This is a genomic window from Nonomuraea fastidiosa, from assembly GCF_042751225.1.
Classification (GTDB): Bacteria; Actinomycetota; Actinomycetes; order Streptosporangiales; family Streptosporangiaceae; genus Nonomuraea; species Nonomuraea fastidiosa.
Map to the genome: position 1 here is coordinate 5863957 of NZ_CP170570.1, position 15920 is coordinate 5879876.

At 70.5% G+C, this 15920-nt stretch carries 12 protein-coding genes; 8 read left to right on the forward strand and 4 right to left on the reverse strand.

What is annotated here, in order from left to right:
• Positions 1-40: 40 nt before the first annotated feature.
• Entirely contained in the window at positions 41-1249 is a 1209-nt protein-coding gene (locus tag ACFMQL_RS27085; protein WP_364055255.1) for an Ig-like domain-containing protein, read from the forward strand.
• 215 nt (positions 1250-1464) lie between these two features.
• Here the strand turns inward: ACFMQL_RS27085 and trpD are convergent, their stop codons facing one another.
• Positions 1465-2511 carry an anthranilate phosphoribosyltransferase gene (gene trpD / locus ACFMQL_RS27090; protein WP_364055252.1) on the reverse strand — a complete coding sequence of 349 codons (1047 nt, stop codon included), beginning with the start codon at positions 2509-2511 and terminating at the stop codon, positions 1465-1467.
• Between the two features lie 6 nt (positions 2512-2517).
• Entirely contained in the window at positions 2518-2943 is a 426-nt protein-coding gene (locus ACFMQL_RS27095; RefSeq protein ID WP_364055249.1) for a hypothetical protein, read from the reverse strand.
• 179 nt (positions 2944-3122) lie between these two features.
• Here ACFMQL_RS27095 and ACFMQL_RS27100 point away from each other — a divergent pair, with 179 nt between their 5' ends.
• From ACFMQL_RS27100 to ACFMQL_RS27115, 4 genes are read left to right on the forward strand one after another with little or no spacing between them, the layout of a single operon-like run.
• Positions 3123-3776 carry a heme-copper oxidase subunit III gene (locus ACFMQL_RS27100; RefSeq protein WP_364055246.1) on the forward strand — a complete coding sequence of 218 codons (654 nt, stop codon included), beginning with the start codon at positions 3123-3125 and terminating at the stop codon, positions 3774-3776.
• A gap of 14 nt (positions 3777-3790) precedes the next feature.
• A complete protein-coding gene (locus tag ACFMQL_RS27105) occupies positions 3791-4600 on the forward strand; it encodes a c-type cytochrome (protein WP_364055243.1) in 810 nt (269 codons plus the stop codon).
• On the forward strand, positions 4597-5709 hold the full coding sequence (locus ACFMQL_RS27110) for a Rieske 2Fe-2S domain-containing protein (RefSeq protein ID WP_364055240.1): 1113 nt from the start codon (positions 4597-4599) through the stop codon (positions 5707-5709). Before ACFMQL_RS27105 ends, ACFMQL_RS27110 begins: the two co-directional genes overlap by 4 nt.
• Positions 5706-7394 carry a ubiquinol-cytochrome c reductase cytochrome b subunit gene (locus ACFMQL_RS27115; RefSeq protein ID WP_364055237.1) on the forward strand — a complete coding sequence of 563 codons (1689 nt, stop codon included), beginning with the start codon at positions 5706-5708 and terminating at the stop codon, positions 7392-7394. The genes ACFMQL_RS27110 and ACFMQL_RS27115 overlap by 4 nt, the downstream gene beginning before the upstream one ends.
• Positions 7395-8334: 940 nt before the next feature.
• On the opposite strand, the gene ACFMQL_RS27120 is transcribed toward ACFMQL_RS27115, so the two are convergent.
• Both ACFMQL_RS27120 and ACFMQL_RS27125 read right to left on the reverse strand, forming a co-directional pair.
• Positions 8335-8622, reverse strand: a complete 288-nt coding sequence (locus ACFMQL_RS27120) for an Lrp/AsnC ligand binding domain-containing protein (RefSeq protein WP_364055234.1) — start codon at positions 8620-8622, stop codon at positions 8335-8337.
• Positions 8623-8639: 17 nt separating this feature from the next.
• Positions 8640-10364 (reverse strand): DEDD exonuclease domain-containing protein, encoded by a 1725-nt coding sequence (locus tag ACFMQL_RS27125; protein WP_364055231.1) that lies wholly within the window; start codon positions 10362-10364, stop codon positions 8640-8642.
• Between the two features lie 75 nt (positions 10365-10439).
• Between ACFMQL_RS27125 and ACFMQL_RS27130 the strand changes: the two genes are divergently transcribed.
• From ACFMQL_RS27130 to ACFMQL_RS27140, 3 genes are all read left to right on the forward strand, one after another.
• Positions 10440-11951, forward strand: coding sequence for a serine/threonine-protein kinase (locus ACFMQL_RS27130; protein ID WP_378787653.1), 1512 nt, complete (start codon positions 10440-10442; stop codon positions 11949-11951).
• Positions 11941-13404, forward strand: coding sequence for a serine/threonine-protein kinase (locus ACFMQL_RS27135; protein ID WP_364055225.1), 1464 nt, complete (start codon positions 11941-11943; stop codon positions 13402-13404). The genes ACFMQL_RS27130 and ACFMQL_RS27135 overlap by 11 nt, the downstream gene beginning before the upstream one ends.
• Positions 13405-14347: 943 nt before the next feature.
• Positions 14348-15850, forward strand: a complete 1503-nt coding sequence (locus tag ACFMQL_RS27140) for a hypothetical protein (protein WP_378787655.1) — start codon at positions 14348-14350, stop codon at positions 15848-15850.
• Positions 15851-15920 lie beyond the last annotated feature (70 nt).

Genomic DNA, 15920 nt, shown 5'->3' on the forward strand with positions numbered 1-15920 from the left:
AGGAGGCGGAAGCGGTTCGATAAGGGACGAGGGAGTACTCGTGGGGCGCGGTACGTATGGATGCGGCCTGCTGGCCATGGCGCTGCTGGCGGCGTGCTCGGCGGGCGAGCCGGCCGACGACCCCAAGAAGGGCGTCGCCATGGCGGGCAAGGCCTACAGCGCCCCCGTGGGCGTCACTCCGGCGGACAAGTCGTCGAACGTCCCCACCGACCGGCCCGTGGTCGTCTCCGCCCAGGGCGGCACGCTCAAGAGCGTCCGGGTGGACGGCGGCAAGTCGGGGCCGCTGAAGGGCGTGCTGAGCGCCGACCGTACGCGCTGGCGCAGCCTCGGCACCGCCAGGCCCGGCGCCTCGTACACGGTGACCGCGGTCTCCGTGGACGCCACGGGCAAGGAGCACGAGACCACCAGCAAGTTCAGCACGGTCAAGGCCACCAAGACGTTCGACATCGAGAGCATCACCCCGAACAAGGAGGTCACCGGCCTGACCGTCGGGGTCGGCATGCCGGTGATGATCGCCTTCGACCAGCCCATCCAGGACCGGGTGGCCGTCGAGCGCAACCTCATCATCCGCAGCTCCAAGCCGGTGGAGGGGGCCTGGCACTGGTTCGACGACCAGCACGTGGACTTCCGGCCGAAGAAGTACTGGCCGGCCAGGACCAAGGTGCGGGTGGAGGCCAAGCTGGCGGGCGTGCGCGGCGGGCCCGGCATGTACGGCAAGCGCGACGTACGACTCGACTTCAAGATCGGCCGCCAGCAGATCACCAAGGGCAGCGTCAACGAGCACGTGCTCGTGGTCAGGCGGGACGGCAAGAAGATCCGTACGATGCCGATGAGCGCAGGCCAGGGCGGCCAGTGGAAGTACCACACGACCTCGGGCATCCACCTGGCGATGTCCCGCGAGCCCGTCACGATCATGACCTCGCCCGGCATCGGGCCCGGCCAGCCCGGCTACTACCAGATGACCGTCTACAACACCGTCCGCATCTCCAACAGCGGTGAGTACGTGCACAGCGCGCCCTGGTCGGTCGGCTCGCAGGGCCGCGCCAACGTCAGCCACGGCTGCGTGAACATCAGCCCGGCCAACGCGATCTGGTTCCTCAAGAACACGCTGATCGGCGACCCCATCATCATCACCGGCTCGCCGCGCAAGCTGGAGCCCACCAACGGCTGGGGGCACTGGCAGGAGGACTGGAAGCAGTGGCTCAAGTGGAGCTCGCTCAAGGCCGGTCCCACCATCGCACTGTCCTGACCGCGCGTACCTCGTCGCCTCCGGCGCGACGCGCGCTCTTGCGGCGCTGACGGGCGGGATCCCGTTCCGAGGCGCTGAGAAGGACGCTCACGGCATGAAAACGGCGCCGCCACTCCTGGTGAGGGGCGGCGCCGTCGCGCCAGGTCAGAGTCCTCTCAGAGCCGTCTCGGCGGTGGCGCTCCCGTGGGGGAGCCGGGACGCGAGAAGGCCAGGGGTCAGGAGCGCGGGAAGGCGCTGCTGACCTCGATCCAGCGCTCCAGCGTGGCCTTGGCGGCGCCGGAGTCGACGGCCTGCGCCGCGCGGGCGTAACCGTCGATCATCGCGGAGTCGAGGTCGTCGCCGGGCCCGTCGAGCGCCACGAGCGCCGCGGCCGCGTTGAGCAGCACCGCGTCGCGCACCGGCCCCGTCTTGCCCTCCAGCAGGTCGTGCACGGCCTGGGCGTTGAACGCGACGTCGCCGCCGCGCAGCGCGCCCACGTCGGCCCGCGGGATGCCGAGCACCGCCGGGTCGAACGTGGTCTGCGTCGCCGTGCCGTCCTTGACCACCCAGACGGTGGAGGTGGCGGCGATGGTCAGCTCGTCGAGGCCGTCGTCGCCGCGGAAGACCAGGGCGGAGACGCCGCGCTCGGCGAAGACGCCGGCCAGCACCGGCAGCATGCGGGCGTCGTAGACGCCGATGGCCTGCGCCGACGGGCGGGCCGGGTTGGTCAGCGGGCCGAGGAAGTTGAAGATCGTCGGAACGCCGATCTCCTTGCGCGTCGGACCGGCGAAGCGCAGCGCCGGGTGGTAGACCGGCGCGAAGCAGAAGGCGATGCCCGCCTCGCGCGCCACCTGCGCCGTCTGCTCGGGCGTGAGATCGAGCCGGATGCCGAGGTGCTCCAGGACGTCGGCAGCGCCGCACGAGGACGACGCCGCGCGGTTGCCGTGCTTGACCACCCTGGCGCCCGCGGCGGCGGCCACGATGGCGGCCATCGTCGAGACGTTGACCGTGTGGGCGCGGTCGCCGCCGGTGCCGACGATGTCGACCACCGGGCCCTCGACCTTCAGCGGCGTGGCCAGCTCCAGCATGGTGCGGGCCAGGCCCACCACCTCGGCCACGGTCTCGCCCTTGGCCCGCAACGCGACCACGAAGGCGGCGATCTGGGACGGCGTCGCGGCGCCGGACATGATCTCCCGCATCGCCCAGGCCGACTCGTCGGAGGTGAGGTTCTCTCCCGACAGGAGAGCGTTGAGCAGGGTTGGCCAGGTCGTCCGGGAGTCCATGGTCACCTACTTAGCGTTGAGACGGGTGGCGGAGCGGCGGCGCATGAGGTCGGCCACGGTGTCGGCGAGCACCAGCGGCTCGAGCGGCTGCGAGACGACGGCGTCGGCCTTGGACCACTCGGCCAGCCAGCGGTCGTCGCGCCTGGCGATGATCAGGCAGATGGGCGGGCAGTCGTAGACCTCGTCCTTGGCCTGCCGCGAGACGCCCATGCCGCCGGCGGGCTGGGTCTCGCCGTCGAGCACGGCGACGTCGATCTCACCGGAGCCCAGCCACTGGTGCACCTTGGGCTCGGTGGCGCACTCCACGATCTCCACGAGGGGTACGTCGGCCGCGGGACGCCTGCCGATGGCCTGGATCACCTCGGCCCTGGTGGCGGCGTCGTCGCTGTAGACGAGGACTTTCATCTTCTCGTCGGTGCTCCCACTGGACATCGGTCGCGCTCACTATCAGTCGAAGAGGTATGGTCACCTGGGATCGTACCGGTGCGTGGGCATGCGTACCCAGGCCACCATGCCTGGCGGGTGTTTTATGGCGATTATCCCAGGTTGGTCGGTGGTTCGTACCTGCTAACGGGGGGTCGTGCGCCGGACCGACCACCGGAGCCGCAATAATGCTGCCCGTGGCGACAGCATCCGCAATAACTTCGACGACGACAGCACAGTCGTACCGCAGACCCAACCTGGTCAGCGTGGGCACGATCGTGTGGCTGTCCTCTGAGCTCATGTTCTTCGCGGCGCTGTTCGCGATGTACTTCACCATCCGGTCGGTGAGCGTCGGGAAGGGCCTCGAGTGGGGTCCGGCGCTGCTCCCTGCGGGCGCAGAGGCAGGCGACGTCGCTCATCTGAACATCCCGTTCGCGACGGTCAACACGATCATCCTGGTCCTGTCGAGTGTGACGTGCCAGCTGGGCGTGTGGGCCGCAGAGAAGGGGCAGGTCGGAAAGCTCCGCTTCTGGTACGTCGTCAGCTTCCTCATGGGCGCGATCTTCATCGCCGGGCAGCTGTACGAGTACGGCGAGCTGGCGTCAGAGGGCGCGACCTTGTCCGCTAACGCTTACACCTCGGTGTTCTACCTGACGACGGGCTTCCACGGCCTGCACGTGACCGGTGGCCTGATCGCGTTCCTCTTCATGCTGGGACGCACGTACGCCGCGAAGCGCTTCACGCATGAGCAGGCCACCAGCGCGATCGTCGTGTCCTATTACTGGCACTTCGTAGACGTCGTCTGGATCGGTCTTTTCGCGACCATCTACATCATTCGTTAAGGAACGGGATCTCTGTGACTAGGATCACCGCTTGGCGGCGGCATCCCCTCGCGAGATACGCCGTCCTGATTTTGGCGTTGGCGCTGGTCGGGATGGTATACGCCGCCTTTGTCCAGGCGGGTAAGCCTGCCGACGCGGCGCTGGCGGCCGGCAAGGTCGACGACGTGGCCGAGGGCAGGAGCCTGTTCGTACAGCACTGCTCCAGCTGCCACGGCATGAACGCGGAGGGCACCAGCTCGGCGCCCACGCTCATCGGTGTCGGCGCCGCGGCCGTCGACTTCCAGATGAGCACCGGCCGCATGCCGGCGGGCGCGCCCGGCCCGCAGGCGCCGCGCAAGCCGCCGGCGAACTGGGTCAACGAGACCACGACCCGCCAGATCGCCGCCTACGTCCAGTCGCTCGGCGGCGGGCCGCAGGTGCCCGGCCACGAGCAGGTCGACCCGAAGCTCGGTGACGCCGGCAAGGGTGGTGAGCTGTTCCGCGCGAACTGCATCCAGTGTCACAACTGGGTGGGCGCGGGCGGCGCGCTGACGCAGGGCAAGTACGCGCCCAACCTCAACGAGGCGACGCCCACGCAGATCTACGAGGCGATGATCACCGGCCCGCAGGCGATGCCGGTCTTCAACGACACGACGATCACGCCCGAGGAGAAGCGGAGCATGATCGCCTACATCACCCAGGTTCGCGAGCAGAGGGACCCGGGCGGCTTCGGTCTCGGCCGCATCGGCCCGGTCACCGAAGGTCTCGTAGCGTGGGTGGTGGGCCTGAGCGCCCTCGCACTCGCCGCCATCTGGATCACCGCGAAGAAGCGACAGAAGTCATGACAGACAACGAGCACGAGATCGAGCAGCCGGACGAACGCGTCCCCAAGCGCGTCATCGGCACCCCCGCACCGGGCACCTCGATGCTCGGCACCGAGGAGGCCGACAAGGCCGAACGCGACGTCCCCGGCGTGACGCTGCAGGACGAGGCCAAGGCGCGCAAGGCCGAGAAGATCGTGGCGCTCTGCTTCACGATCACCTTCCTGGCCGCCATCGCGTTCATCATCTCCTACGTGGTGTTCCAGGTCGGCAGTCCCGAGGCCACGGGCACCTCCAACCTCGCGCTGGGCTCCTCGCTCACGGTCGCGATCCTCGCCCTGGCGATCGGCATCGTGATCTGGGTCCGCCAGATCATGCCGAAGTACTCGCTGGTGCAGGAGCGCCACACGATGGCCTCCGACGAGGACGACCGCGAGGTCGTGAGCGAGACGTTCGTGCAGGGCGCCAACGAGAGCGGCTTCGTCAAGCGCAAGCTGCTCCGCCGCACCCTGCTGCTGGCCGCCGCGCCGCTCGGCCTGGTCCCCCTGGTCATGCTGCGCGACCTGGACAACAGCAAGATGCCGGGCGCCAAGTTCAACAAGACGCTGCGGCACACCGTCTGGGGCACCACCAACAAGGAGGGCAAGCCGCTCAGGCTCGTCGTCGAGGGCACCGGCCAGCCCATCAGGGCGGCCGACTTCAACTCGCCCGGCGGCATCCTGTCGGTCGTGCCCGAGGGCTACGAGCACGACCTCAACGCCCTCGCCAAGGCCACGCTGATCCTGATCAAGTTCCGTCCCGAAGAGCTCAAGGACGGCACCAACAAGAACTGGACGCACGACGGCATCGTCGCGTACTCCAAGATCTGCACCCACGTGGGCTGCCCCGCGGCCCTGTACGAGCAGAACACCCACCACATCCTCTGCCCGTGCCACCAGTCGACGTTCGACGCCGCCGACGGCGCGAAGGTCATCTTCGGCCCGGCCGCCCGGCCGCTGCCGCAGCTGCCCATCACCGTCGACTCCGAGGGCTACCTCATCGCCAAGGGCGACTTCGCGGTGCCTGTCGGACCCAGCTACTGGGAACGCGGTGACGCGGAGGCCGAGGCCAGGTCGAAGGGAGGCCAGGCATGAGCACCGAGCTCAAGTCCGCGCCCAAGGCCATCGCAGGCCCGTCGAACTGGCTCGACGAGCGTCTCGGCGGTGCCAGTTTCCTCAAGCGCAACATGCGCAAGATCTTCCCGGACCACTGGTCGTTCCTCCTGGGTGAGATCGCGCTCTACTCCTTCATCGTCCTGCTGCTGACCGGTACGTTCCTGACGCTCTGGTTCAAGCCCAGCATGATGGAGGTCGCCTACGACGGCTCGTACGCGCCGCTCAAGGGCGTCATGATGTCCGAGGCCTACGCGTCGGCGCTGGAGATCAGCTTCGACGTCCGCGGTGGTCTGCTCATCCGGCAGATGCACCACTGGGCGGCCTTGCTCTTCGTGGCCGGCATGATGGTCCACGCGCTGCGTGTCTTCTTCACCGGCGCGTACCGCAAGCCGCGCGAGATCAACTGGCTCATCGGCGTGCTGCTGCTGACGCTGGCGCTCGCCGAGGGCCTGACCGGCTACTCCCTCCCCGACGACCTGCTCTCCGGCGCCGGTCTGCGGATCACCGAGGGTGTGGCGATCTCGCTGCCGCTGGTCGGCACGTACATCACGTTCTTCCTGTTCGGCGGCGAATACCCGGGTGAGGATGTCATCTCCCGGTTCTACTCGCTGCACATCCTGCTCATCCCGGGCATCATCCTGGCTCTGGTCTCCGCCCACATGGTGCTCATGTGGGTGCAGAAGCACACCCAGATGCCGGGCAAGGGCCGGACGAACAAGAACGTGGTCGGCGCGCCGTTCTACCCGGCCTTCATGGCGAAGGCGGGCGCGTTCTTCCTGTTCACGCTCGGCGTGATCACCGGTCTGGCGACGTTCACCCAGATCAACCCGATCTGGCTGTTCGGCCCCTACACCCCGGCCGACGTCTCCGCCGGTTCGCAGCCCGACTTCTACATGGGCTTCCTCGAAGGCGCGCTGCGCATCATGCCGCCGTGGGAGATCAACCTCTTCGGCACCGCCCACGCCGGCACGCTGCCGCTGAGCGTCATCATCCCGGCCCTGGTGCCGATGGGCATCATCATGACGGGCCTCGCGCTCTATCCGTTCCTCGAACGGTGGATCACGGGCGACAACCGCGAGCACCACATCGCCGACCGTCCGCGCAACAACCCCCACCGCACCTCGATCGGCGTCTCCGCCATCACGTTCTACGGGGTGCTGTGGCTGCTCGGCGCCAACGACGAGATCGCGGCCAACTTCCACATCAGCCTCAACTGGACCACCTACGCCGGTCGAGTGCTGATCTTCGTCGCCCCGGCCCTGGCCTACCTGATCACGTACCGGATGTGCCTCGGCCTCCAGCGCGCCGACCAGGCGATCATCTCGCACGGCGTGGAGTCCGGCGTGATCAAGCGGCTGCCGCACGGTGAGTTCATCGAGGTCCACACGCCTCCGTCGGAGGACATGGAGGCGCACATGCGCGGCAAGGAGCCCGTGCCGATGCTTCCGGTGGACGAGGACAACTCGGGCATCCCGCCGAAGGGCATGCGCGGGCCGCTCGGCAAGCTGCGTGGACGCATGTCCCGTGCCTACGGCGGGGAGAAGATCCCGCTGGAGGACCCGCACGGGCACGGCCACGACGAGCACGACGAGCACGGGGAGGAGCACGCCGCCGTCGGCGCCGGTGCCGGCGCGAGCGACGAGCAGCACAGCATCACCCGCTGATCCCTGACGCCACAACCGCACGGGCCCGGCCGAGCACCTCGCTCGACCGGGTCCGTCGGTGTTTCCTGAGGAATTTCGCGGGGGCCTGCGGGGCCGGAAAACGCGCCGTTTCGCGAGGGGCTGGGGAACGCGCCGGACACGTCTCGCGCGCCGCACTGCGTTCCTGCTGAAGGTGACACGCCCGTTTACGTTCGTGCGGAAGGCGACACGCCGTTCACGCACGTCTCGACGCCCGGCGGGCGGACGGCGCGTGGGAGCGTCGCCGCGCCACCAGGGTGTCGCTCACGCCACGGGCGAGGCGCTGACCTCCGATCGTTCGCGGCACGGAGCTGTGCCGGGCCGGCTGCGTCGTGAGGGCGTCTGCGCGGGTGGCACGCGCTACGTCGGCCGGGGCGCGGCGGTCCGTGCCCGCCTGCCCGTCAGCGGCGACCGGGCGCGCCGTGTGTTCGCTTGCTCGCCCCAGGGCCTTTCAGCGGGCCGTGAGGGCGCCGGGGGTGCGCCGCTTACGTCAGCGCGGCTCCGCGAGTGCTGTCCGGTCGGTGCGGGAGCGGGCCGGCGGCGTGCGTGCGCCTGCGGGCCGCGACCGAGTCCGGCCAGGGCGTCGGGAAGGCGCACCCGCGAGAACGGTTCGCGCAGAGGCGCCTTCGTGCACGCGGGCGCGCGCATTCCTGCACGGGGGCGCGCAAGCGGGCAGGGAAGAGCGGCTGACCTGCTCAGGGCGTGCGCGGGTGGGGGTGGCGGCCGGTCGGCTCGGTGGGCGTTCGGGGTGGGACGCGTGGAGCGCACTATCTGCTCGCACAGGCCCAGAGGGACCGGCCGATGGGCAGCACTGAGTGGCCGACCGGGTCGGCGGGGGACGCCAGGGCGCGGTCGGATTGAAGGGGGCGCGGCCCGACAGGTGCGGGCCGCGCCGGTTTGCGAGGTGTGGTCGGTGGCCGAGTCAGTCGGCTTCGGGGAAGCCGATGGAGAAGGCGGCGTCGAGGTCGTGGCGGGAGTAGGCGCGGAAGGCGATGTGCGTCTCCGTGTTGAGCACTCCGGGCACCTTGTTGATCCGCCCCGGGACGACCTCGGCGATCTCCTCGTAGGCGGCGACCCTCACCATGGCCAGCAGGTCGTACTCGCCGGTGATGGAGTAGACCTCGCTGACCCCTTCGATCTCGGCGATCGTCTGGGCGACCTCCGGGATCCGGTCTACCTCTGCATTGATGTGGACGATAGCCGTGACCATGCCACAACTCTATCGTTTCACCTCAAAGGTCGCCCCTCCCGAGGACGGCGTTGATCAAGATGCCGGTACGCGAGGTCAATGCGCGCCTTATGTCGCGCCGCACCCCACGCGGGCAGGCTCCACTCGCCGTCGACCTCCACCAGCCGCACCCCCGGCGACTCCAGCCAGCGCAGGATGCACTCGGTCTCCTCGGCGCTGGCCGCGTGGACCGGCCCGGGACCGGGTTGCACCGACTCGGCGCCGGCCTTGAGCGCGGTCACGAAGGGAGTCGGGTGGGTGCCCTTGGGCATGACCCCGGCGGCGGCCAGACGGCCGTACCGGATGACGTGGATGTCCCAGCCGCCGCCGAAGGCCGGGCTCGCGGCCACTAACTCGGGGATGCGGGTGATGGCGCTCAGCCGCTGCATGCGGGCCGCCGTACGGACGAAGGAGGCGAGCCGGTCGCGATCGACGGACGCCTCCTCGTAGCGCTGCTCGACCGAGAGCCGCTCCATGCGGGCGGTCACGGCGGTGAAGACGGGGGTGGCGTCCTGGGTCATGGCGCGGCGCGCGTTCTCGACGTGGACGGCGTACTCCTCGGGGCTCTCGCGTCCTTCGCAGGGCGCGCCGCAGCGGCCCATCTCGTGCAGCACGCACGCCGAGCGCCGGGTGCGCAGGGTCACCGGCTGCGTGCACTGCCGCAGCGGGACGGCCTCGTGGAGGGCGATGCGGGCGTCATCGGCCAGCCGGGCGCTGCTGAACGGCCCGAGATAGGTGGCGCCGTCGTCTTTGAGATCGCGCACGATCGACAGGCGCGGGAAGACCTCGCTGGTCAGCTTCAGCCACAGCATCTTCTCGGGGAAGCGGGAACGGCGGTTGTAGCGCGGCTTGGCCCCGCCGATCAGGCGCAGCTCCCTGACCTCGGCCTCCAGCGCGGTGGCGCAGACGATGTGGCGCACCCGCTCGGCGATGCCGATCATCTCGCGGATGCGCGGCCGGGTCTCGCCCGCGGTGAAGTAGGAGCGTACGCGGTTGCGCAGGTTGGTGCTCTTGCCGATGTAGAGGATCTCGCCGCGCGCGTCCTCGAACATGTAGACGCCGGGCGCATGGGGCACGGACTCGGCGAGGTGGCGCTTGCGCTGCTGCTCGGGCGTGGGCGCGCGGACGAACGACTTGAGCTCTTCGAGCGTGTGGACCTGGAAGGACCCGGCCCGCTCGATCAGCCCGTGGAGCACGTCGACGGTGGCGCGGGCGTCCTGCAGCGCGCGGTGGCACGGCTCGACGGGGCTGCGGAAGAACCTGGCCAGCGTGGACAGCTTGGCGTTGGGGATCTCGTCGCGGGTCAGCACGCGCCGGGCGAGATCGACGGTGTCGAGCACGGGATTGGCCGGCGGGGGATAGCCGAGCGCGGCGCAGGCCGCCTTGATGAAGCGGGTGTCGAACCCGGCGTTGTGCGCCACCAGCGTGGCGCCCCTGATGAACTCGAGGAAGCTCGGCAGCACCGACTCGATCTTCGGTGCGGCCATGACCATGGCGTCGGTGATGCCCGTCAGCACCGAGATGAACGGCGGGATCGGCCCCCCGGGATCGACCAGCGTGGAGAACTCGCCGAGCACCTCGCCGGCCCGCACTTTGACCGCGCCGATCTCGGTGATCGCGTCCTCGGCGGGCGCGCCGCCGGTCGTCTCGAGGTCGAACACGACGAACGTGACGTCGCTCAGCGGCGTGCCGAGCTCGTCGAGGGTGCCTTGAACCGGGTCCACGTTCCAAGACCATAGAAGGACGGACCGACAGGAACGAGTAAGCACCCCCCTTGATCCTTAGTTACCCTTCCCTTTATGTCCGCGGGAAGACTTGCCGGTCGCTACCTCCTTCTGCGCCCTCTGGGCGCGGGCGGCATGGGGAAGGTGTGGCAGGCCAGGGACGAGATGCTCGAGCGCGATGTCGCGGTCAAGGAGCTCACGCTGCCCGAGGGCATGTCGGAGAAGGAGCGCGCCGAGGCGGTGACGCGGGCGGTGCGCGAGGCGCAGGCCATGGCGCGGCTGCGCCATCCCGGCATCGTGGCCCTGCACGACGTGGTGGTCGAGCAGGACCGTCCGTGGCTGGTCATGGAGCTGCTGCGCGGCCGTACGCTGGGCGACACCATACGCGACTTCGGCCCGATGCCCGCCGACTACGCGGCCAGGGTGGGCGCCGACGTCCTCGAGGCGCTGATGGCCGCCCACGCCCAGGGGCTGCAGCACCGCGACGTCAAGCCGGGCAACGTGTTCCTGACCGAGAGCGGCCGGGTGGTGCTGACCGACTTCGGCATCGCCAGGCAGGAGGGCCAGGCCACGCTCACCCAGCAGGGCCTGATGGTCGGCTCGCCCGGATTCATCGCGCCCGAGCGGCTGGAGGGCCACCCCGGGGGTCCCGCCAGCGACATGTGGTCGCTCGGCGCCACGCTCTACGCCGCGCTGACCGGCACGCCCGCCTACGTCGGGTCGGTGGCCGAGCGCGTACGCGCCACGCTCACCCAGCCGGTGCCGGTCGCGCCGGGTCCGCTCGGGCCCATCGTGGCCGCGATGATGGCGCAGAACCCCGCCGCACGCCCCGAGTCCCGGCTGGTCGTGCAGGCGCTCAGACAGGTCGCCGCGGGCGGCCCGGCGCCCGCGCTGCCGGTCCCCGAAGTGCCCACCCAGCCGAGCGGGACGGGAGGTCACGGCCGGATGGCCGTGCTGGTCGCGGCGGTCGTGGTGGTGGCGCTGGCCGCGGCGGCCACCACCGTGTTCCTGTGGCTGCGCGACCGCGACGGCGCCGCGGCGGCCGGGTTCACCACGCCCATGGACGTCTGCACGATGATCAGCAAGCAGGAGCTGAGCGGCATCCTGCGTACCAGGAACCTGCCCGAGGACCAGCCGGACGCCGACGAGGCGGGCCCGGAGTGCGCCTGGACGCTTCCTCAGGCCGGGACCGGCGTGAGCATCCAGGTGCAGAAGGACTCCGACACGGTCGATCCCTGGTCGATGACCGAGGCGTCGGCGCGCAAGCTGTACCAGAGCCAGAAGCGCTGGTGGAGCAGGTACGACTCGCTCGACTGGACCTGGCCCGAGATCGGCCAGAAAGAGAGCACCAAGGCCGCCCGCACCCCGTTGCGCGACATCCCTGAGCTCGGCGACGAGGCGTTCGGCTTCGAGCTGGCGGGCCCCACCGGCCAGATGCACACCTCGTACATCATCTACCGGGTTGCCAACCTCGTGGTGGCCGTCATGTACACCACGCTCGCCGACGGGCCGACCGACGAAGACATCAGGCAGCGGGCTCTGAGAGCCGCGCAGGCGAGCATACGGACGTTGCGCGATGGTGGCTGAGCTCTATCTCCTGGCGGGCCGCTACCGGCTCATCGAGCGGCTCGGCCAGGGCGGCGCCGGCACGGTGTGGCGGGCCATCGACGAGGTGCTCGACCGGCAGGTCGCCGTCAAGCAGGTACGCGTGCCCGAGGGCATGTCCCAGCGCGAGCACGCCGAGTTCATCGACCGCGCCATCCACGAGGCCAGGTCCGCGGGACGGCTGCGCGACCCGGCCATCGTGCTCGTCCACGACGTCGTCATCGAGGGCGCGCAGCCGTGGATCATCATGGACCTGGTCAGCGGCCGCTCGCTCGACAAGGTGATCAAGGAGAGCGGTCCGCTGCCCCCGGGGTACGTCGCCGCGATCGGGCTGCGCGTGCTGTCGGCGCTGGAGGTCGCGCACGCCCACGGCATGCTGCACCACGACGTCAAGCCGGCCAACATCCTGCTCGACGCCGACGGCACGGCGATGCTCACCGACTTCGGCATCGCCACGCCGATGAGCGGTCAGGGCGGTCCCTTCGGCCACGCGGGCTCGCCCGGCTACATGGCTCCAGAACGGCTCAACGAGCAGCCCTCGGGCCCCGCGTCCGACCTGTGGTCGCTCGGCGCGAGCCTCTACACCGCGGTCGAGGGGCGCGCGCCGTTCGACCGCGGGATGCCCGCCGCGATCGCCGCCGCGGTGCTGCTGCACGAGCCGCCGTATCCGGCCAGGGCCGGCCGCCCCCTGGGCGACCTGCTGATGGCCATGCTCGCCAAGGACCCGGCGGCGCGGCCGCCGGCGGCGCACGTACGCCAGGTGCTGTCCGCGGTGACCACCATGACGACCCCATCGGGCACCTCCACCGCGCCCCGGCCCGCCCGGCGCCGCCGGTGGGTGCTGCCCGTGGCGCTCGCCGCCGTCGCGGTGCTGGGCGCGGGCGGCTGGTACGCGGTCAGCGCGCTCGGCACGTCCACGGCCCCCGCCGGCCGGTACGCCACCGCGCCCGACCCCTGCAAGCTGCTGACCACCGAGCAGGTCACCAAGCTCATGAAGGCCGACCAGGTCCGCGTGTTGCCCTCCATGACGGGGGAGTGCCAGTGGAAGGACGACACCACCCAGTACATCCTCACCGTGCGGGTCCGGGCCGAGCAGCCCACGAAGGACGTCAGCGGGCCGCAGGTGGCAGAGCGCCGGTTGGCCAGCGAGCGGCGGACGCGGGCCGCGGCCGAGGGCACCTCCCAGCGGCAGCTGTGGGGGAGCGTCCGCGACGTCGAGGGCATCGGGGAGCAGGCGATCCTGCAGAACGGCTGGAAGAGGTATCTCAACTCCGGCACAGAAGGTTCATCGGACAGCCGGTTGCTCTTCCGTACAAGTAACCTGCTGGGCGAGGTCATCTGGCATCGGGAGGATGTCAACGGCAAGACGGAGGCCAACGACGAGAAGACCGCGATCGACGCCGCCCGCCTGGTCGTCGCGGCACTACCGGAATAATCCGACGATCGTGTCGCAAGCGCCTCGCAAGGGGTGTGGCTAGCATGTTTCCCCGCAAGCCAGGGCAACCTCAGGAGTCGCAGTGAATCCCGGTAGTGATTACGGGCCGCCGAACCCCTATCAGGTCCCGGGCGGGCAACCCCAGCCACCACACCCGCCGCAGGACGGAGCGGCAGGCGGTCCTCCCGACGGACCGACCCCTCCGCAGGACGGCCCTCCGGGGCATCCGGGCGGTCCTCCTGGCGGGTATCAGGTCTGGCCTCCGGACGAGCAGCAGCAGCCTCCGCCGCCCCCGGGCGGGTTCCCCGGGCCCTATGGCGGGCCCCCGCACATGCCGCCGAACGGCCCCCACCCCGCCCCGCCGGGCGCCTACCCGCCCCCGGGGAGCGGTCCTTCGGGCTGGCCGCAGGGCGGATACCCGAACGGCCCCCAGGGAGGCCCGCCGAGCGGACCTCACGATGGGAGCGCTCCTGCGGGTTGGTCGCCGAGCGCGTATCCGAGCGGCCCCCAGGGCGGGCCGCCGAGCGGTGCGCAGGACGGGCCGGGAAGCGCTTCTGCGGGCTGGCCGCCGGAGGGTGCCCTGCCGGGTGGTCCCCAGGACGGGGCGGGCAGCGGGCCTTCGGGGTGGCCGCAGGGTGGACCGCCGAGCGGACCTCACGATGGGAGCGCTCCTGCGGGTTGGTCGCCGAGCGCGTATCCGAGCGGCCCCCAGGGCGGGCCGCCGAGTGGCCCGCAGGACGGGGCCGGCAGTGGCTCTTCGGGCTGGTCACAGGGTGGGTTCCCGAGTGGCCCGCAGGACGAGGCCGGCAGTGGCCCTTCGGGGTGGCCGCAGGGCGGATACCCGAGCAGTCCTCAGGGTGGGCCGCCGAGCGGGCCACAGGATCGGGCGCCGGGTGGGACCGCGTACCTGCCGCCCACACTGCCCCCGACCCTGTCGCCGCAGATGCCGCAGGACCAGGCGGCCATGCCGCCCACGCTGCCGCCAACCAACCCTCCGGTGCTCACGCCGGACGGCGGCTCCAAGCGCCCGGCGTGGATGATGCCCACGCTCGCCGCCGCGCTCGTCGTGCTGGTGGCCGCGGCGGGGGTGGGCGCGTTCCTGCTGTGGGGCCCGGAGGACAGCGGCGGAGGCGGCAACCCGCCGGTCGCCCGTACGTCGGGCGAGGGCACCGCGAGTCCGAGCGCGACCGGCGTGTCCGTCGATGTGTGCTCGATGCTGCCCAAGGACGAGGCCGACCGCCTGGTGCCGGGCGCGACCGTGGAGAAGCGGTCCCGGGAGGACGACTACACGATCAACTTCTCCTGCAACTGGCTGAACAACCGCATCTCGTACGGCGAGTACTGGCGCAGCCGGGAGATCGACGTCAAGATCAACCAGCACAAGGGCGAGGGCACCAAGACGGGCCGCGCGATGGCGCAGAACTCGTACGAGGCCGACTATCGCGGCGGCAAGTACCGCGAGACGGCCAAGCCCGAGCTCGATCCGGACGAGAAGGAGTACATCTCGCCGGTCAAGGACATCCCGAACGTCGGCGACGGCGCGTTCGCCCAGTACACCTGGCGCCGCTCGGGCAAGCTCCTGTGGTACGCCTACGGCACCGCGTACGCGCGGGTCGGCGACATGACGATCGAGGTCAAGTACCAGGCCGGCCAGCAGCGTAAGGACGCGGCCATCCTGTCGAACGAGACCGCGCAGGCGGTCACGGAGGAGAACGCGATCCGCGAGGTGAGCGGCCTGATCGTGCACTTCGCCAAGGGCGTGGCCGAGTGGCAGCGCAAGCACCCTGACGTGCTGGCGCAGGCGGACCCGACGCCCACGGCGACCACCCCGTCCACCCCGGCGCCGACCGCCACTCCGACGCCGTCGCCGACGGTGCTGGCCTCGTTCCCCGCCGAATGCGCGGCCGTCACCGACACCGCGCTCAAGCTGGTGCCCGACGCGGAGACGCGGGCGCGCGGTACCCAGGTCGGCGACGACAACCAGACCGAGTGCCGCTGGCTCAACAGGAACCTTCCGGCCGGCGAGGGCAAGATCAAGATCCGCAGCGCGCTCATCACGGTTCACCGGTTCACCAACCGGGCGGGGGCCGAGGACGTGGGCGCCGCCAAGGACTTCTACGCCACCGACCGCGGCCGGGCCAAGGGCACCGCGGAGTCCACGATCGGCTTCATCACCTGGGGCAAGCTGACCGACATCAAGGGGCTCGGCGACGAGGCGTTCAAGCAGTACGTCCAGCACAGGGGCGGCGATGTGGCGGCCTCCAGCGGCTCGTACGTCATCCGCAAGGGCTCGATGGTGATCAGCGTGGACTACTCGGGGCACCAGCGGCCGGAGAAGGCGGAGATGAACGCGCCCAACGTCGAGATGATGTCGGAGAAGGAGGGCTTCGAGAGCGCGCTGACCCTGGCCAAGGCGTACCTGGCCACGCTGTCCTCCGGCGGCTGACGATCCAGCACGTCAGCCGCCGGAGGGCTGACGGTCCGGCACGTCAGCCGCCGGAGGGCTGACGGTCCGG